The 19,078-nt window shown below is 61.7% G+C and carries 16 protein-coding genes; 6 read left to right on the forward strand and 10 right to left on the reverse strand.

Annotated elements, in window-relative coordinates:
* Window positions 1-34: 34 nt before the first annotated feature.
* Window positions 35-1,021 (reverse strand): GlxA family transcriptional regulator, encoded by a 987-nt coding sequence (locus RDL77_RS15815; RefSeq protein ID WP_223615060.1) that lies wholly within the window; start codon window positions 1,019-1,021, stop codon window positions 35-37.
* 79 nt (window positions 1,022-1,100) lie between these two features.
* On the opposite strand from RDL77_RS15815, the gene RDL77_RS15820 reads away from it, so the two are divergent.
* The 6 genes from RDL77_RS15820 to RDL77_RS15845 all read left to right on the forward strand — a co-directional run bounded on the left by RDL77_RS15820 (window position 1,101) and on the right by RDL77_RS15845 (window position 8,223).
* Window positions 1,101-2,006, forward strand: a complete 906-nt coding sequence (locus tag RDL77_RS15820; RefSeq protein WP_288193678.1) for a 3-keto-5-aminohexanoate cleavage protein — start codon at window positions 1,101-1,103, stop codon at window positions 2,004-2,006.
* A gap of 4 nt (window positions 2,007-2,010) precedes the next feature.
* Window positions 2,011-3,072, forward strand: a complete 1,062-nt coding sequence (locus RDL77_RS15825) for a carnitine 3-dehydrogenase (RefSeq protein ID WP_223615061.1) — start codon at window positions 2,011-2,013, stop codon at window positions 3,070-3,072.
* Between the two features lie 3 nt (window positions 3,073-3,075).
* Window positions 3,076-4,239, forward strand: coding sequence for an acyl-CoA dehydrogenase family protein (locus RDL77_RS15830; RefSeq protein WP_288193680.1), 1,164 nt, complete (start codon window positions 3,076-3,078; stop codon window positions 4,237-4,239).
* A gap of 189 nt (window positions 4,240-4,428) precedes the next feature.
* Window positions 4,429-6,501, forward strand: coding sequence for an acetate--CoA ligase family protein (locus tag RDL77_RS15835; RefSeq protein WP_288193681.1), 2,073 nt, complete (start codon window positions 4,429-4,431; stop codon window positions 6,499-6,501).
* Window positions 6,494-7,276, forward strand: coding sequence for a carnitinyl-CoA dehydratase (locus RDL77_RS15840; RefSeq protein WP_223615064.1), 783 nt, complete (start codon window positions 6,494-6,496; stop codon window positions 7,274-7,276). The genes RDL77_RS15835 and RDL77_RS15840 overlap by 8 nt, the downstream gene beginning before the upstream one ends.
* Window positions 7,273-8,223, forward strand: coding sequence for an alpha/beta hydrolase (locus RDL77_RS15845; RefSeq protein ID WP_288193682.1), 951 nt, complete (start codon window positions 7,273-7,275; stop codon window positions 8,221-8,223). Before RDL77_RS15840 ends, RDL77_RS15845 begins: the two co-directional genes overlap by 4 nt.
* A gap of 28 nt (window positions 8,224-8,251) precedes the next feature.
* Here the strand turns inward: RDL77_RS15845 and RDL77_RS15850 are convergent, their stop codons facing one another.
* The 9 genes from RDL77_RS15850 to RDL77_RS15890 form a co-directional block, all read right to left on the reverse strand.
* A complete protein-coding gene (locus RDL77_RS15850; protein WP_288193683.1) occupies window positions 8,252-9,913 on the reverse strand; it encodes an ABC transporter ATP-binding protein in 1,662 nt (553 codons plus the stop codon).
* Window positions 9,906-10,736, reverse strand: coding sequence for an ABC transporter permease (locus RDL77_RS15855; RefSeq protein WP_288193685.1), 831 nt, complete (start codon window positions 10,734-10,736; stop codon window positions 9,906-9,908). The genes RDL77_RS15850 and RDL77_RS15855 overlap by 8 nt, the downstream gene beginning before the upstream one ends.
* A gap of 9 nt (window positions 10,737-10,745) precedes the next feature.
* Window positions 10,746-11,705 (reverse strand): ABC transporter permease, encoded by a 960-nt coding sequence (locus tag RDL77_RS15860; protein ID WP_223615068.1) that lies wholly within the window; start codon window positions 11,703-11,705, stop codon window positions 10,746-10,748.
* 11 nt (window positions 11,706-11,716) lie between these two features.
* On the reverse strand, window positions 11,717-13,306 hold the full coding sequence (locus RDL77_RS15865; RefSeq protein WP_223615069.1) for an ABC transporter substrate-binding protein: 1,590 nt from the start codon (window positions 13,304-13,306) through the stop codon (window positions 11,717-11,719).
* A 121-nt stretch (window positions 13,307-13,427) separates the two neighbouring features.
* Window positions 13,428-15,434 (reverse strand): CocE/NonD family hydrolase, encoded by a 2,007-nt coding sequence (locus tag RDL77_RS15870; RefSeq protein WP_288193686.1) that lies wholly within the window; start codon window positions 15,432-15,434, stop codon window positions 13,428-13,430.
* 194 nt (window positions 15,435-15,628) lie between these two features.
* Window positions 15,629-16,468, reverse strand: a complete 840-nt coding sequence (locus RDL77_RS15875; protein ID WP_288193688.1) for an ABC transporter permease — start codon at window positions 16,466-16,468, stop codon at window positions 15,629-15,631.
* Window positions 16,468-17,181, reverse strand: a complete 714-nt coding sequence (locus RDL77_RS15880; protein ID WP_223615218.1) for an ABC transporter permease — start codon at window positions 17,179-17,181, stop codon at window positions 16,468-16,470. Before RDL77_RS15880 ends, RDL77_RS15875 begins: the two co-directional genes overlap by 1 nt.
* A gap of 121 nt (window positions 17,182-17,302) precedes the next feature.
* Entirely contained in the window at window positions 17,303-18,082 is a 780-nt protein-coding gene (locus tag RDL77_RS15885) for a transporter substrate-binding domain-containing protein (protein WP_288193689.1), read from the reverse strand.
* A 60-nt stretch (window positions 18,083-18,142) separates the two neighbouring features.
* Window positions 18,143-18,967 carry an ABC transporter ATP-binding protein gene (locus RDL77_RS15890; RefSeq protein WP_223615073.1) on the reverse strand — a complete coding sequence of 275 codons (825 nt, stop codon included), beginning with the start codon at window positions 18,965-18,967 and terminating at the stop codon, window positions 18,143-18,145.
* Window positions 18,968-19,078 lie beyond the last annotated feature (111 nt).

A 19,078-nucleotide genomic window follows, 5' to 3' on the forward strand; every position in this document is an offset into this window, starting at 1 on the left:
CACTGTGTCAAAAACGACTGATAATGGCGGCGGCCTAACGATTGGCTGCCGCGCGCAGGCTGCTCGGCGGCTTGCCCTCGAAGGTGCGGAACGTGCGGGCGAATGCGGCAGCGGATGAAAAACCCGTTCGCGCGGCGATATCGGCCAGCGGGGTTTTGGTATCGGTGATCAGCCGCCGCGCGATCTTCAGGCGTAGGCGCAGATAGTAGCGGCCGGGTCCTTCGCCCACGGCTTTCGCAAAAATTTTTTCCAGGCTGCGCGCACTCAGGCCGCAGCGTTTGGCAATCGCTCCGATGGTGAGCGGCGCATCGAGATGCCCCTCCATCAGCCGAATCGCCGTGGCGAGTTTCGGATGCACGCCGTCGAGCCGCCCCAGCGAGACAAGCGGCTGCGCAACGTTGGATGCATGCGCTTCGTCATAGATAAAGACGCTCGCCACATCGAGCGCCACGGACATGCCGCAGCGCGAGCGGATGAGATGCAGCATCAGGTCGAAGGTCGGCGACGCGCCGCCCGTGGTGAAGACGGGCCCGTCGATGACATAGCGGTCCGGCCGGATATCCGCCTCGGGAAATTCGGCGGTGAATTCCTCCATGTCCTCCCAGTGGGTGGTGGCACGCCGTCCCCGCAGCAGCCCCGCCCGGCCAAGCAGCCATGACCCCGCCTCGATGCCGCCGATCATCTGGTAGTGATGCATGGCGCGGCGCAGGCCGGCGGTAAAGGTGGTGCGCGAAATATCCGATGTGCCGAAGCCGCCGATCATCAGCAGCATGTCGGCCTTGTCAGCCGGATCGAACGCGCCGGAGACGGCAATCGGCAGGCCGCAGGTGGTGATCGCCGGGTTGCCATCCAGCGAAACGATCCGCCATTTGAACAGGGTGCTGCCCGAGACGCGGTTGGCGGCACGCATGGGATCGATGGTCGATGCCACGCACATCAGCGATGCGCCGCTGAAGACGAGGACCGTCACCTCAAGCGTTTTGGTGTTGGGCAAAAAGAGTGGCGACGTTTCGTTATTCATCAAATCAAGTTCGTATATTGCAAAGCATGCATTTGCAACAGCTGCATGATTTGCCCAACGAAAAAATGGGAGCAAAGCAATGGGACTCACCCCCAATCGCGACGTATTCATCACCTGTGCCGTCACCGGCGCGGGCGACACGACAGGCCGGTCCGACAAGGTTCCGGTCACCCCGCGGCAGATCGCCGACGAGTGCATATCAGCCGCCAATGCCGGTGCCGCCGTGGCGCATATCCATGTGCGCGATCCGAAAACCGGCAAGGGTTCGCGCGATGTCGCGCTTTACGCGGAAGTGGTCGAGCTGATCAAGGCATCGGGCGTCGACATGGTGCTGAACCTCACCGCCGGCATGGGCGGCGACCTGACGCTCGGCAGCACCGAACAGCCGATGCCGCCCTCACCCGTCGGCACTGATATGGTCGGCGCCACCGAACGGCTCGTGCATGTGGCCAAGCTGCGCCCGGAAATCTGCACGCTCGATTGCGGCACGATGAATTTCGGCGAAGGCGACTACGTCATGACCAATACGCCTGCCATGCTGAAAGACATGGCGGCACAGATCAAGGCGCTGGGCGTGCGCCCGGAAGTCGAGATTTTCGATACCGGCCATCTGCTCCTCGCCAAGTGGCTCTATGACCAGAAGCTTCTGGAAGACCCCGTCATGGTGCAGCTGTGCATGGGCATTCCCTGGGGCGCGCCGGACGATATCAACACGCTTTTGGCGCTCACCAACAACCTGCCCGCCAACTGGACGTTTTCCGCCTTCTCCATCGGCCGCAACCAACTGCCCTATGCCGCCATGGCCATGCTTGCCGGCGGCAATATCCGTGTCGGCCTTGAAGACAATATCTGGCTCGACAAGGGCGTCCTTGCCACCAACGGCCAGCTGGTCGAACGGGCCGTGAAGGTCGCCGAGGGCATGGGCGCCAGAATTCTCGGACCTGACGAGGTTCGGGCCCGCATGAAACTGACAAAGGGCTGGTGAGATCATGAGCGTCATTCGCAAAGCGGCAGCCGTCGGCGGCGGCGTCATCGGTGCGGGCTGGGTTGCCCGTCTCATTCTCAACGGCATCGACGTGTCGATCTTCGATCCGGACCCGGAGGCGGAACGCAAGGTCAGCGAGGTGATGAAGAATTCACGCCGCGCCTACAAGACCATGGTGCCCGGCGGCCTGCCCAAAGAGGGCAAGCTGACCTTTGCCAAGACAATCGCCGAGGCTGTTGCCGGTGCCAATTTCATTCAGGAAAGCGTGCCGGAACGCCTCGACCTCAAGCACAAGGTGCTGGCGGAGATCGACAAGCACGCGGCGGTCGATGCCATCATCGGCTCGTCCACGTCAGGCATCCTGCCGTCGGACATGCAGACATCGATGAAGCATCCCGAGCGCCTCGTTGTCGGCCACCCCTACAACCCGGTCTATCTCCTGCCGCTGGTTGAAATCGTCGGCGGCAAGCTGACCTCGCCGGAAGCCATCGAAACCGCGCGGGAACTCTATGCCTCCATCGGCATGAAGCCCGTGGTCATCCGCAAGGAAATCGAAGCCTTTGTCGGCGACCGCCTGCTCGAAGCCGTCTGGCGCGAAGCGCTGTGGCTGATCAAGGACGACATCACCACCGTCGAGGAACTCGACGACATCATGCGCTATTCCTTTGGCATCCGCTGGGCGCAGATGGGCATGTTCCAGGTCTATCGCGTGGCGGGCGGCGAAGCCGGCATGCGCCACTTCATGGCCCAGTTCGGCCCCTGCCTGTCCTGGCCGTGGACCAAGCTGATGGATGTGCCTGAGCTCACTGATGAACTCGTCGACAAGATCGCTGCACAATCCGATGAACAGGCGCATGGCCTGTCCATCCGCGAGCTGGAACGCATCCGCGACGATAACCTCGTGGCGATCATGGATGCCCTGTCCCGCCAGAACAAGGGCAAGGGCTGGGGTGCCGGTGCGCTCTACAAGGATTACACCAAGCAGTTGTCGAAACTGGCAAAGAAGCCTGCGGTCTCCAAGGCGGCTGAAAAGGCCAAATCCACCAAACCCAAGAAGAAGGCTTAAATCATGGATTTCGGTCTTTCGGAGGAGCAAAGGCTGATTGTCGAAACGACACGCGCCTTTGTCGAAAACGAGCTTTACCCGCATGAAGCGGAAGTGGAGCGTACGGGTGTCCTGCGCAAGGAGCTTGCGGACGAACTCAAGCAGAAGGCGATTGCAGCCGGTCTTTATGCGGCGAACATGCCGGAATCCGTTGGCGGCGCCGGTCTCGATACCGTGACATGGCTGCTGTATGAAAAGGAGCTTGGCCGCGCCAATTATGCGCTGCACTGGTCCTGTGTCGGCCGTCCGTCCAACATCCTGCTCGCCGGTAGCGACGCGCAGAAGGAAAAATACCTCTATCCCTGCATTCGCGGCGAAAAGTCCGATTGCCTTGCCATGACGGAACCGGGCGCCGGTTCCGATCTGCGCGGCATGAAGGCGACGGCCGTCGAAAAGGGCGGTGACTGGGTCGTCAACGGCACCAAGCATTTCATCAGCCATGCGCTGGAAGCGGATTTCGTCATTCTCTTCGTGGCCTCCGGCGAAGAAGATACGCCGCGCGGCAAGAAGAAGAAAATCACCGCCTTCTTCGTGGACAAGGGCCATCCCGGCATGACGATCCGCGAGGGATATCGCAACGTCTCGCACCGGGGCTATACCAATGCCATTGTCGAATTTGACGATTGCCGCCTGCCCGCCGATGCCATTCTTGGCGAAGTGCACAAGGGTTTCGAGGTCGCCAACACGTGGCTCGGCGCGACGCGTCTGCAGGTCGCGGCCACCTGTCTCGGCCGCGCCGAACGGGCGCTTGGCCATGCCATCGAATATGCCGCACAGCGCGAACAGTTCGGCCAGCAGATCGGCAAGTTCCAGGGCGTCTCGTTCAAACTCGCCGACATGGCAACGGAGCTGAAGGCCGCTGACCTGCTGACCTTCGAGGCGGGCTGGAAGTTCGATCAGGGCACCGTCACCGATCAGGACATGGCCATGGCCAAGCTGAAGGCCACGGAAATGCTCGCCTTCGTCGCCGACGAGGCGATTCAGATTCATGGCGGCATGGGGCTGATGGACGACCTGCCGCTTGAGCGCATCTGGCGCGACGCACGCGTCGAGCGCATCTGGGAAGGCACATCCGAAATCCAGCGGCATATCATCTCGCGCGCCCTGCTTCGCCCGCATGGAGCGTAAATGGTTATGCGGTTAGGCTTTACCCCCCTCTGGGCTGCCGCCCATCTCCCCCACAAGGGGGGAGATCACATTGGCATGAATGCTTTCGCACAACAGGTAACGTTTCAAATTTCGCAGAATCGGCAATGCAGGCTGATCTCCCCCCTTGTGGGGGAGATGTCCGGCAGGACAGAGGGGGGTGCCTGACACATGCGCGCACTCGACCGTCTGCTCCGTCCCAAAACCATCGCTGTCTTCGGCGGCCTTCAGGCTGCCGAAGTCATCAAGCAATCGCAGAAAATGGGGTTCTCCGGCGAGATATGGCCGGTTCACCCCAAGCATGACGAAGTCCTTGGCCTCAAGGCCTACCGCTCCGTTGCCGATCTGCCCGGCAGTCCCGATGCCGCCTTTGTCGGCGTCAACCGCTTTCTGACCCTCGATATCGTCCGCCAATTGCGTGAACGCGGCGCGGGCGTTGCCGTCTGCTACGCCTCGGGGTTTCTCGAAGCGGGCGCCGACGACGCGGATGGCGCACGCCTGCAGGACGAGCTGATCGCGGCGGCGGGCGACATGCCCATCATCGGCCCGAACTGCTATGGCCTGATCAATTACTGCGATGGCGCCCTGCTCTGGCCGGACCAGCATGGCGGGCGCAGGCTTGCCGCCGATGAGCGCGGTGTCGCCATCATCACCCAATCCTCCAACATCGCCATCAACATGACGATGCAGACGCGCGGATTGCCGATTGCCCATGTCATGACGGCAGGCAACCAGGCACAGACCGGCCTGCCCGACATGGCCATCGCCCTGCTCGAGGATGAACGGGTCACGGCGCTGGGCCTGCACATCGAGGCGTTTCAGTCGGCAGCAAAGTTCGAAGCTTTGGCAAAGCGGGCGCGGGAACTGAACAAGCCCATCGTCGCCATGAAGGTCGGACGCTCCGCACAGGCGCGCGCCGCCACGGTGTCGCACACGGCCTCGCTGGCCGGATCGGATGCGGCGTCGGATGCATTCCTGAAACGGCTCGGCATTGCCCGTGTCAATTCCATCGCCTCGTTCCTCGAAACGCTGAAACTGCTGCATGTGCACGGACCGCTCGATGGCGATACGCTGTGTTCCATGAGCTGTTCCGGCGGCGAGGCCTCCGTCATGGCCGACAGCGCCGAGGAGCGGAGCATCCACTTTCCATCCCTCACGCCGGAGCATCGCGCCAAGGTCAAATCCACGCTGGGGCCGCTGGTCGCGGTCGCCAACCCGCTGGATTACCATACGTTCATCTGGAACAACGAACCGGCGCTGACCGAGACTTTCACCGCCATGGTATCCGGCGGTTTTGCCCTGAGCTGTCTCGTACTCGATTTTCCGCGCAAGGACCGCTGTTCCGATGTCGACTGGTGGTCGACGGTGCGCGGTCTTGAATCGGCCCTCAAAACCAACAGGGCCAAGGGCGCCATCGTCGCCTCGCTGCCGGAAAACATCCCGGAAGAGTACATGGCCGGGCTGATGGCGCAGGGCATTGCGCCGCTCTGCGGCATCACCGAGGCATTCGACGCGGCCGAGGCCGCCGCCTTCATCGGCAAGGCATGGAAGACACCCCTTGCCCAGCCGGTCGTCTCCCCGGAAATCCGTGACACGGACGAACAGGCGCCCGACGAAGCCGCCGCAAAGGCTCTTCTGGCGAAGCACGGCCTGCCCGTGCCCTTGGGCTGGCGCTGCCAGACGGTCGACGCCGCGGTTGCGGCTGCGGAGGACCTGACGTTCCCGGTTGCGCTCAAGGCACTCGGCGTTGCGCACAAATCCGAGCACAATGCCGTGCGGCTCAATCTGCGCGATGTGGACGCCGTCCGCGCGGCAGCAACCGACCTGATTGCCATCGGCAGCGGCCTCTATGTCGAGCGCATGGTGACCGACGCCGTTGCGGAACTGATCGTCGGCATTGTCGATGATCCGCAGTTCGGGCCGCTGATGACCCTCGGGACCGGGGGCGTGCTGGTGGAACTGTTGCAGGACAGTGTCACGCTGCTGTTGCCCTCCAGCCGTGCGCAGATCGAAGCCGCCCTTCGCTCCCTGCGCATGTTTCCGCTGCTCGACGGTTATCGCGGCAAGCCGAAGGCTGATCTGGATGCGGCGCTGGATGCCATCCTTGGCATTGCCGGATTTGCGGTCAAGAATGCCGGCCGGATCGTTGAACTCGATATCAATCCGCTGCTTGTATGCCGCAGCGGCCAGGGCGCATGGATCGCCGATGCATTGTTGATCACCAGGGGAGAGCTGCATGAATGATGTTGTCAGGACGCGCCGCGAGGGCGGCATTCTCGAAGTCACGCTGGATCGTCCGAAGGCCAATGCCATCGACCTGAAAACCAGCCGCCTGCTCGGTGAAACGTTTCAAAAATTCCGGGACGATCCCGAGCTTCGGGTCGCGATTGTCCAGACCGAAGGTGACAAGTTTTTTTGCGCCGGCTGGGACCTCAAGGCCGCTGCGGGCGGTGATGCGGTGGACGGCGATTATGGTGTCGGCGGCTTTGGCGGCCTGCAGGAACTGCGCGACTTCAACAAACCTGTCATCGCCGCCGTCAATGGCATGGCGGTCGGCGGCGGGTTCGAGCTCGCCCTCTCCTGCGACCTCATCTATGCCTCCGACCATTCGAGTTTTGCCCTGCCGGAAATCCGCGCGGGCACGCTGGCCGACGCCGCCACGGTGAAACTGCCCAAGCGCATTCCCTATCATGTCGCCATGGACCTGCTTCTGACCGGCCGCTGGATGGATGTCGCCGAGGCGCACCGCTGGGGGCTCGTCAATGAGGTCCTGCCCAAGGACAAGCTGATGGAACGGGTGTGGGAGATCGCCCGGCTCCTGGAAAGCGGCCCGCCGCTGGTGTTCGCCGCCATCAAGGAAGTGGCGCGCGAAGCGGAAGACATGAGCTTCCAGGATGCCATGAACTGGATCACCAAGCGCAAATTCCGTACGGTTGACATGCTTTATGCTTCGGAAGACGGTCAGGAAGGCTTCAAAGCCTTTGCCGAAAAACGCGATCCCGTATGGAAGGGCAGATGAGCACGGATTATTCAGTCCTGATCGACGCGGAAACCTGGGCCTTCATCGAGCGGACGAACAGCTTTTATCCGCCCGATGCCGTCGACTATACCGTCGCGCAGCAGCGCGACGTCTACAACACCATGTGCAAGGCCTTCTTTGCCGGCTACCCCGCAGGCATCTCGGCAATGGATCGTTTCATCGAGGCCGATGGCCGCACGATTACGGTGCGCCTCTACGACAAGGCAGGCACGAGCCCGCAAGCGGTATGCCTCTATTTCCACGGCGGCGGTTTTGTCGTCGGCGGTCTCGACAGCCATGACGATGTCTGCGCCGAGATTTGCGAGGCCACCGGCTTTCACGTCATCGCGGTCGACTACCGCCTTGCGCCGGAACATGCGCATCCCGCCTCCTTCGAGGATTGCCTTGCGGCATTCGAACACGCGGCGGCAACATCCAGCCTGCCGATTGTCCTGTGCGGTGACAGCGCCGGCGGCAATCTGGTGGCAGCCGTGTCGCACCATGTGCGCCATAGCGATCGCGCGCCGATCGGCCAGGTCATGGTCTATCCGGGATTGGGCGGCGCGCAGGACCAGGGGTCTTACCTCACCCATGCGGAAGCACCGATGCTGACGACGCGCGACACCGCCTATTATGCAAAAATCCGAAGCGGCGGCCGCGACTGGTCGACCGACCCGCGCTTTGCCCCGCTGACCGATACGGATTTTTCCGGCCTGCCCGATACCGTCGTGATCTCGGCCGAATGCGATCCGCTTTCCGACGATGGCCGGCAGTATTGTCAGCGCATCTCTGCTGCGGGCGGCAAGGCGATCTGGAACAATGAGCCCGGCCTCGTGCACGGCTATCTGCGTGCCCGCCACAGTGTTACACGCGCGCGCTCCAGTTTCCGTCGCATCTGCACCGCCGTGCATCTGCTGGGTCAGGGGCGCTGGCCGGGCCAGCTTTAGACCCGATTTTGCAGTTTGGCGGTGCAGATCAATTCCCTGCACTCGCCATGCGCCGGTTCTTGACCGCACCTTCCAGCCAGCCCAGCTCCATTTCCGGAACCGACGACAGCAGCAGGTCGGTATAGGCATCGAAGGGCGGCTTCAGCACCTGCGTTTTCGGACCGTAGCGCACCACCTCGCCGCGATACATCACTGCGATGGCGTCGGCGATGGATTTCACCGTCGCAAGATCGTGGGTGATGAAGAGATAGGCGACATGTTCGTCCGCCTGCAAGTCGAGCAGCAGTTTCAGGATACCGTCGGCCACGAGCGGATCGAGCGCGCTGGTCACCTCGTCGCAGATGATCAGTTTCGGCTTGGCGGCGAGCGCCCGGGCGATGCAGACGCGCTGCTTCTGTCCGCCGGACAGTTCGGCGGGGTAGCGGTCGGCAAAGCCTTTGCCCATCTCGATCTTGTCGAGCAGTTCGGCAATGCGTGCATCGCGCTCCTTGCCGCGCATACCGAAATAGAATTCGAGCGGACGGCCGATGATGGTGCCGATGGTCTGGCGCGGGTTCATCGCCACGTCGGCCATCTGGTAGATCATCTGCAACTCGCGCAGATCGTTGCGGGTGCGGTTGGCAAGGCGCGGCGAAAGCGTGCGCCCGTCAAAGGTGATCGTGCCTTCCATCGGCGGCAACAGACCGGTGATGGCACGCGCCAGCGTGGATTTGCCGGAGCCTGATTCGCCGACAACCGCCAGTGTCTGGCCGAGATGCAGATCCACGGAGACGTTCTTCAGCACTTTCACCAATCCACCACCATAGGCCGCGGTGATGTTCTTCACCGACAGGATCGGCGCGCTGTCGGACGTTTTTTCCTGATGCGGGATGTGATGCACCGATACCAGCTGGCGCGTATAGTCCTCGCGCGGTTCCTTGATGATCTGGCGCGTATCGCCATACTCCACCATCTTGCCGTGGCGCAGCACCATGATGTCGTCGGCGACCTGCGCCACCACGGCAAGGTCGTGGGTGATATAAAGCGCGGCGACGTTGGTGTCGCGGATGGCATCCTTGATCGAGGCAAGCACATCGATCTGCGTGGTCACGTCGAGCGCCGTTGTCGGTTCGTCGAACACGATCAGATCCGGCTCGGAACACAGCGCCATGGCGGTCATGGCCCGCTGCAATTGCCCGCCCGAGACCTGATGCGGAAAGCGCTGCCCGAAGGTTTCAGGGTTGGGCAGACCCAGTTTTTTGAACAGGCCGATGGCGCGTTTTTCCGCCTCGGCGCGCGTGGCGATCCTGTGCTGCAGCGCAGCTTCAACCACCTGGTCCATCAGCTTGCGCGCCGGATTGAAGGCGGCGGCGGCGGACTGCGCGACATAGCAGACCTCACGCCCGCGGATTTGCCGCAGGATGGTCGCACCGCCTTTGAGAATGTCGCGGCCGTTGAGCAATACCTCACCGCCGGTGATACGCACGCCGCCGCGGCCAAATCCCATGCCGGACAGGCCGATGGTGGATTTGCCGGCACCGGATTCGCCGATCAGGCCGAGCACCTTGCCGCGTTCAACCTTTACCGAGACATTGTCGACGATCACCACATTGCGCGGCGCTTCGCCGGGCGGATAGCTGGTGGCCTCGATCCGCAGATTGCGGATGTCGAGAAGAAGGCCGGTCTTGTCCTTCGCAGGCGCTTTAGCCATTGCCGCGTCCTCCCTTCAGGCTGGTGGTCCGGTTGAGAATCCAGTCGGCGACGAGATTGACCGAGATGGCGAGGATCGCGATGGCCGCCGCCGGGATCAGCGCGGCCGGAATGCCGAAGACGATGCCTTCCTTGTTTTCCTTGACCATGCCGCCCCAGTCCGCATCCGGTGGCTGGACGCCAAGGCCCAGAAAGGACAGCGCCGACAGGAACAGCACGGCAAAGATGAAACGCAGGCCGAGTTCGGCAACCAGCGGGGTCAGGGCGTTGGGCAGTATCTCGCGGAAAATGATCCAGATGCGCCCCTCGCCGCGCAGCTTTGCCGCCTCGACGAAATCCATGACATTGATGTCGACCGCCACGGCCCGCGCCAGCCGGTAGACGCGCGTGGCATCGAGCAGGCCCATGACGAGGATCAGCGTGGTGACATTGCCCGGCAGGACCGACAGCACCACAAGCGCGAAGATCAGCGTCGGGATCGCCATGATCAGATCGACGAAGCGCGACATCAGTTGGTCGAACCAGCCGCCGATGACGGCGGCGGCGAAACCCAGCACCGAGCCGAGTATGAACGACAGCGCCGTCGCCATGGCGGCGATGAAGATGGTGATGCGTGCGCCGTAAATCATGCGGGAAAGCAGGTCGCGGCCGAGATTGTCCGTGCCGAGCCAGTATTTCGCCGACATGGGCTCCCACACATCGCCAACGGTTTCGCCGACGGAATAAGGCGCAACCCACGGCGCAAAGATGGCCGCGAACAGAAAGACCGCCGTGATGATCAGGCCGATCCAGGCGCTGATGGGGATGTTCTTAACATTCAGCATGGCGCGGCCTCACTTGGGATGTCTGAGGCGGGGATTGGAAACAATCGCCACGATATCAGCAATGATGTTGAGGGTGATGTAAACAGCCGCGAAAACCAGTCCGCAGGCCTGCACGACCGGCACGTCGCGCTTGGCCACGTGATCGACCAGATACTGCCCCATGCCGGGATAGACGAAGATCACCTCGACCACGACGACACCGACGACAAGGAAGGCCAGGTTGAGCATCACCACATTGATGATCGGGGCAATGGCATTGGGGAACGCATGGCGGGCGATGATCTGGAACGGCGTCAGCCCCTTCAGCTCAGCCGTTTCGATATAGGCCGACTGCATGACGTTGAGAATGGCCGCCCGGGTCATGCGCATCATATGCGCCAGAACGACCAGCGTCAGCACCGTCACCGGCAGGGCGATGGCGCTCAGCCTTTCGCCAAGCGGCATGCCGTCATAAACGGTCGAGACGCTCGGAAACCATTGCAGGCGCACGGCGACGAAGTAGATCAGGAGATAACCGGTAAAGAACTCCGGCAACGACGTCGATGCGAGGCCGAGGCCGGAGATGATCTTGTCCACCCAGCCGTTGCGGTAGCGCACGGCCAGCAAACCCAGTCCGATGGCGAGCGGAATGGAAACCACCGCCGCCCAGAAGGCGAGGAACAGCGTGTTCCACAACCTCCCCTTGAGCGACGATGCGATGTCCTGCCCACTGGAAAGCGCCGTGCCGAGATCACCGGTCAATATGCCGCCGAGCCAATGCAGGTAGCGGATATAGGCCGGATCGTTCAGCCCCATGTCACGCCGCAGGTTTTCCAATGCCTCCGGTGTGGCCGACTGGCCGAGAATGGATTGCGCCACGTCTCCCGGCAATATCTGGGTGCCTGCGAAAATCAGCACCGAGACGGCAAGGAGAAGGAGAAGGCCCATCGCAATGCGCTGGGCCACCAGTTTGAGGACAGGACCGCTCATTCGCCCCGGCCTTAGGCGTTCAGCCAGCAGCGGGACAAGGCATAGCCGCCACTCATTTCCTGATTGCCGTCCTTCACCCAGCCGCCAACCTTGGCGCTGGTGGCGTCGATGAAGTCGTTGAACATCGGTACGATGACACCGCCCTCGTCGCGCACCGTGACCGACATGTCACGGTACATCTGCTTGCGCTTGACGGGATCGAGTTCGGCGCGCGCTGCAATCAATGTCTTGTCGAACTTTTCATTGAAGAAGCGCGTGTCGTTCCAGTCGGCTGTGGACAGATAGGCGGTCGAATACATCTGGTCCTGGGTCGGACGGCCGCCCCAATAGGATGTCGAGAATGGCTGCTTGTTCCAGACTTCCGACCAGTAGCCGTCGCCCGGTTCACGCTTGACCTCGATCTTGATGCCGGCCTTGGCCGCGCTCTGCTGGTACAGCTGGGCCGCATCGATGGCGCCGGGGAAGGCAACATCGGAGGTGCGCAGCAGTATTGCGCCGTCATGGCCGGATTTCTTGAAGTGGAAAGCCGCCTTGTCGGGATCGTAGGCGCGCTGCTCGATATCGTCCGAGAACAGCGGATAGGCCTTGTTGATCGGGAAATCATTGCCGATGGTGCCATAGCCACGCAGGATCTTCTGCACCATGTCTTCGCGGTTCATGGCGTATTTCAGCGCCAGACGCAGGTCGTTATTGTTGAACGGCGCCGTGTTACAATGGGCGATGAAGACGTAGTGTCCCTTGCCTGCCGCGTTCTGGATGGTCACACCCGGCACGCGCTTGACCAGATCGACGATCTTCGGCTCGACGCGGTTGATCATGTGCACCTGGCCGGACTGCAGGGCAGCCGTGCGGGCGGTGGCATCGTTGATGACGATGATTTCGATCTGCGCCGCATGGCCGCGCTTGTCGCCATCCCAGTAATTGGCGAATTTTTCGCCGATATGCCGTACGCCCGGTTCGTCCTTGACCACCTTGTACGGTCCGGTGCCGATACCGGCAGTGGGCTTGTCCTTGCCGCCGTTCGGCTGGATCATCAGATGGTAGTCATCCATCAGGAACGGCAAGTCTGCATTGGCTTCTTTCAATGTGAAAACAACGGTATCGCCGTCTTTCTTCACACTGTCGATGCCCTTCATGACGCCCAGGGCGCCGGACTTCGAATTGGCGTCGGAGTGGCGCTCCATCGTGGCCACGACGTCATCGGCCGTCATATCCTTGCCGTTGTGGAACTGCACGCCCTTGCGGATCTTGAAGGTCCAGACCTTGGCGTCGGGGGTTGATCCCCATTCGGTTGCCAGTTTTGGATTGAGCGTGCCGTCTGGCTGGATTTCGACAAGCTGCTCGCCCCACTGGCGGCCGAACTTGTACGGCACCTGGCTCTGCCATGTTGCGGGGTCCATGCTGTCGGTCGAGGCGCCGCCCTGCATGCCGGCTTTCAGCGTGCCGCCCTTGACCGGGCCTTCGGCGAGAGCCGCACTGGACAGAAGTGAATTGGCAAAAACGGTGGTGACACCGAGGGCTGCTGCACGGCCGAGAAAGTCACGCCGCGACAGATGTCCGCGGGCGACCTTGCGGCTCAGATAATCGAGTTCTCTTGACATACCCATTCCCCTTTTGTTGCTTGGAACGCATGGCGTCCAAATTCGGTTTTTGTGAATTATGCGACTTGATACCCGTAAATTTCAACCGTTAACGTGACTGTCTAACGTTCTCCTCCAGCAATCAGATGTATTGACGCGCGATCGTCTCGGCGAAATTCCGCTCGAAAACCAGTTCGTCATTTTCGTAGGCTTCGATCCGGCCGGTCAGATGAAAATTGGCCTTGTCCGACCGCATCGTGGTGAACGTTTCCGTGCGCACGCGCCATTCGTCGCGGCCGGACAGTTCCGTCCAATGCGTCTCGCCATAGGCGGACAGCGGATCGTCTGCATGGATTTCCCAGCGTTCGCGCGCCACGCTGCCGTGGACGAGCCCATGTTCCTTGTCCCGCGCCTCGCCAAAATCATCCTCGATCGACAGGATGATCCTGCCGCTGACCTGGTCATGTTCGATCCGGCGGCTGTTGGTGCCCTTGCGCAGGATGTCGAGCTGCCAGGGCGATGCGGCCTCGGGCTCCGGAAAGGTCCATTCATCGCCGATGGCGAGATCGCGCGACGGCAGGTCGAGCGCGCCCGCATGCAGCGTCAGGCTGACCGCTTCCGGCGATGGCCAGACCATCGGCCAGTAGCTGGAGGAAACGGCGATGCGCAGCCGGTGCCCGGCGGGTACGCGATAGGCGATATCGTCGAGCTTGAAGCGGATTTTTACGGGTTCGCCCGGCGTGAGCGCTTGGGGTTTTTCATGGCTGTCGCGGTGACACAGGTTGAACACGCCATAGGTGATGCGCGTTGAAGCACCATCGGGATGCACGTCGCACAGGCGCACGGCAACCATGGCAACGGGCTTGTCGCTGGACACGGTCAGGCTGATTTCCGGCGCGCCGACAATATCAACCGCTTTTTCCAGGATATCGCCGTCATAATAGACGGACAGCGCATCATCGCGGCGCTGGTCGCCGGGAAGCTCCGGGCCGAGCCAGATGGCGCAATATTCGCCGCCCATCATGCCGCAATCCTGCGGCGAGGCGACGAGATGGGAAAACGCCCCGCCCCGTCTGGCGCTCAGGGACCTGTCGGCACCGAGCTGAAGAACCTCGCTGCGGATCGTCTTCGACGGCCATTGCGGCTCGGCAATCCAGTACCCCGGACGCTCCGTGTACCAGCTTTTCGGACGGACCGAATCCATGAGATAGCCGCGATAGGCCGGATCGTTCTCGACGCCCGTATCGATGTCCTTCAGCCAGCGGTCCCACCAGCGCAGTGCCTCCTGCAGGAAGCCGATGCGCGGTTCCGGCACGGCAAAATGCGGGTATTTGTGCACCCACGGCCCGACAATGCCTTTGACGGGTGCCGTTATGCCTTCCATCAGGCGTGGCACCGCGTTCTTGTAGGCATCGCCCCAGCCGCCGACGGCCAACGTGGCGGCTTTAACAGCCGAAAAATCTTCGCAGATCGAGCCGCGCTTCCAATAGGCGTCGCGCGTCTGGTGCGCCAGCCAGACGGCCGGCAGGAACGGTTCATGATCGAGCCTGTCCAGCCACATGTTGCGCCACTTGTCGCCGACCAGAGCCGGATCGGGCGAGCGGGAGGAATAGGCGAGCATGGTGGCGCCCCACCCCAGATTCTCGTTGAGCAGCAGCCCACCCTTGTAATGGATGTCGTCGGCATAGCGGTCGTCGGTGGAGCAGAGCGTGATGATGGCCTTCAGCGCTTCCGGCTGCAGGGCGGCCACCTGCAACGAATTGAACCCGCCCCAGGAAATGCCCATCATGCCGACCTTGCCTGTCGACCAGGGCTGCGCCGCGATCCATTCGATCACCGCGCAGGCATCGTTCAGTTCCTGAACCGAATATTCATCCTCCATCAGCCCTTCCGAATCGCCGTTGCCGCGCATGTCGACGCGCAGGCACGCATAACCATGCCCGGCGATATAGGGATGGGTGAGATTATCGCGCGCCGTCGTGCCGTCGCGCTTGCGATAGGGCAGAAATTCGAGAATCGCGGGAACCGGATTTTCCACGGCGTCCTCGGGCATCCAGACCCGGGCCGACAGGCGGCAGCCATCGGGCAAGACGATGCCCAGATCGGCGGTTTCTTTCACTTGGTGCTGAAATGTTTCGACTGTCCGCATTATCATCTTTCGTCCTCACAGCGGAGCTGAAAACAGATAACGCACACCGGGCAGAACACCCGGTGAAAACATCAATCCCATTTTCTCGTCTTTTGCGAGGTGTTCCTTTTTATCCTACTATGCGCATCTGTCCGGCTAAGCGGACCAAACACTTGCGACATATGTGCGGTCATTTGCGTCACGATGAAAAAGTCTCATCCGAGCCTCGATGGTATGAGCTTTTCCAGCCGCCGGAACAGGAAAACGATGATGCCGGTGATGACGAGATACCCGGCCGCCAGCAGCAGAAGCGGCTCATAGGTGATGTAGGTATCCTGCCTGACGCGCGAGGCCACGGAATAGAGATCGACGACCGTAATCGTTGCCACCAAAGGCGTGGATTTCAGCTGCAGGACCGCCTCGCCCGCCAGCGTCGGCAGAGCGCGGTGAATGGCCTGCGGCAGCCAGATGCGGCGGAAAATCGTAAAGCGGCGCATGCCGAAGGCGCGCGCGGATTCGAGCTGTCCCTTGGGCACACCGGCGAAGGCGCCGCGCATGACTTCGCCCTCATAGCCCGCATAGGACAGGGACAGCGCTAGAACGGCATAGGGCCATGCCTGCCTGAGATAAGGCCAGAGTTCGGAACTGCGTATCCACGGATATTGCGGAAACAGCGAGCCCAGCCCGTAGTAGAGCAGCCAGAGCTGCAGGAGCAGCGGCGTGCCGCGGATCACCGTGCAGAACACGCGCGCCGGCACCGCCACCACAGCGGGCCCGGCTGCCTGTGCCAGCCCAAGCGGAACCGCCAGCAGAAAGCCGATGATGACGGTGACGACCAGTATCCAGATCGTCCGCCACAGGCCCTGCAGGATCAGATCGCCGTAATTGGGCAGCCAGTCCCAGCGCATGAAGACAACAGCCGAGGCCACCAGCGCGAGGCCGATGAGGATGAGAACGATCCGGTGCGGCGGCAGTGCGCGCGCCTGACCGTTCGTGTCGCTGTCCTTGTGGATCGGGAATGTCTCGATCGGGGTTTCCAGCGGCGTCTCGGTCATTACCGCGCCTCCTTGACGGAAGGCATGCCGCGCCGCGCCCATTGCTCGACCTTGGCAAGGATGACATTGGAAAACAGCGTGATGGCGAGGTAGAGGATGCCGGCTGCGATGAAGAACAGGAAATACGCCTTTGTCGTGCCGGCCGCCTGCCGGGTGACGAGCGTCAACTCGCTGAAACCGACGACTGCCAGCAGCGCCGTATCCTTGGTCGAGATCAGCCAGAGATTGGCAAGGCCCGGCAGCGCATGCGGCAGCATGGCCGGCAGGGTGATGCGGCGCATCATCAGAACAGGCGACATGCCGTAGGCCCGCGCCGCCTCGATTTCCCCCTGCGGAATGGCCTTGATGGCACCGCGCAGCACCTCGGTTGCATAGGCGCCCTGCACGAAGCCGAGAACCACGATCCCCGCCACCAGTCCGCTGATGTCGACGCGCTGATAGCCGAGACTCTCGAGCACCCGGTTGATCATGTCGGTACCGGCATAATAGAGCAACAGGATCAGCACCAGTTCAGGCACGGCGCGGACGATGGTGGTGTAGATGGCGGCGATGTCGCGCACGAGCGGGCCACCATAAAGCTTGCCATAGGCGCCGACCGTGCCGATGAGCAATCCCATGCCAAAGGCGCCGACGGCGATCTGCAGCGAATTCGCCAGACCGCGCAGGAGGTTGCCGCCCCAACCCGGCGGATTGGGCGACAGAAGGTCGAACATGCCGGCTATTGCGGCGGGAGCAATCGATGCGTCGGCCAAGCCGTCCTCGATTCAGAACAATGGAATGCGTTGCGTCAAACGGAAGGAACGGAGCAGGCCAAAGCCTGCTCCGAACAGCGGCCTAGCCGCCGTAAATATCGAAGTTGAAATATTTCTTCGAAATCTCGTCATACTTGCCGTTGGTGCGAATGTCCTTGATGGCCGCATTGATCTTGGTCTTCAGCTCCGTCTCGCCCTTGCGCAGACCGACACCGACACCGGGTCCAAGCACTTCCAGATCGGGCGCGACCTTGCCCTTGATCTCGCAGCAGGCCTTGCCCGCATCGGTCTGGGCAAAGGTCTCGAGCGCCAGCGAATCGGCCTGCGTGGCGTCGATACGCCCGGCAGCCAGATCCTGATTGGCTTCGTCCTGCGTCTGGTATTCCTTGATCTCGGCGGCGGTCGCGGCGAAATGCTTCTTCGCATAGGCCTGGTGGATGGTCGAAACCTGCACACCGAGCACCTTGCCCTTCAGGCCTTCCGGCGACGCGTCCATCTTGACGTCCTTCGAGCCGAGAATGACCGTGGGCGTGTTGTAATATTTGTCGGAGAAATCGATGGTCTTCTCGCGCTCCGGCGTGATCGACATGGAGGCGGCGATCACATCGATCTTCTTGGTGGTCAGCGCCGGAATGATGCCGTCCCACGACACGGGCGTGATGACGCAATCAAGCTTGGCCTGCGCGCAGATGGCAAGGGCGACATCGACTTCCCAGCCTTCCCACTTGCCCGAGGCATCCGGCGAGGCGAAGGGCGGATAGGGTTCGGCGGCAATGCCGACCTTGATCTGTTCGGCGCTGGCGACTCCCATTCCGGCAACCAGCACAGCGGCGGCAACCGCTGATTTCAAGAAAACTTTCATTCCTATCTCCATTTCTCTTTATTGTTCCCCAGGATTATTCCCTGTATTTTTTCATGCGACTTATGAAACAGTGCGGATAAACTGCTTCAAACGTTCGGATTTTGGTGATCCGAACAATTCTTCCGGCGGCCCCTCTTCTTCGACAATGCCGTTGTGCAGATACATGACATGGCTCGCCACTTCCCGGGCGAATTTCATCTCATGCGTGACCAGGAGCATCGTCCGCCCCTCCTTGGCGAGGTCACCGATAACTTTCAGGACTTCTCCAACCAGTTCCGGATCGAGCGCGGAGGTCGGCTCGTCAAACAGCATGACGCGCGGCTGGATGGCGAGCGCGCGGGCAATGGCACCGCGCTGCTGCTGGCCGCCGGAGAGAAAGGCGGGATAGACATCGCGCTTGGCGGAAAGCCCGACCCGCTCCAGCAATTGCTCGCCGATGGCCATGGCCTCGTCACGCTTCATCCCCAGCACGTGAACCGGCACTTCGATGACATTCTGGATCAGGGTCATGTGCTGCCAGAGATTGAAATTCTGGAACACCATGCCAAGCCGGCTGCGGATACGCTCAATCTGGCGCCGGTTGGCGGGATACTGGCCGCCCTCGCCGTCACTGACCATCTGCACGTCCTCGCCATTGATGCGGATGACGCCGCTCGTCGGGTTTTCGAGGAAATTGATACAGCGCAGGAAGGTAGACTTGCCCGAGCCGCTGCCGCCGATCATGGCAACCACGTCACCGTCTTTGGCTGTCAGCGAAACGCCCTTGAGAACCTCAAGGGCGCCGAACTTCTTGTGCAGGTTCCAGACGTGGATGGCTTCGGCCCGTTCGGCCGCACCGGGTTGGAGCGGGTCCGTGGCAACGGATGCGCGCAACGCCTCCGTCATTGCTGGGTTCCCATGGGTTGTCCTGCACCTGCTGTCATGACACCGTTCATTTCTGCCTGTTTTGTCAGCATGAGGCGAAACTGCCTAATTTAGGGCATCACACCACTTGCG

Source organism: uncultured Phyllobacterium sp., from assembly GCF_902479695.1.
Classification (GTDB): Bacteria; Pseudomonadota; Alphaproteobacteria; order Rhizobiales; family Rhizobiaceae; genus Phyllobacterium; species Phyllobacterium calauticae.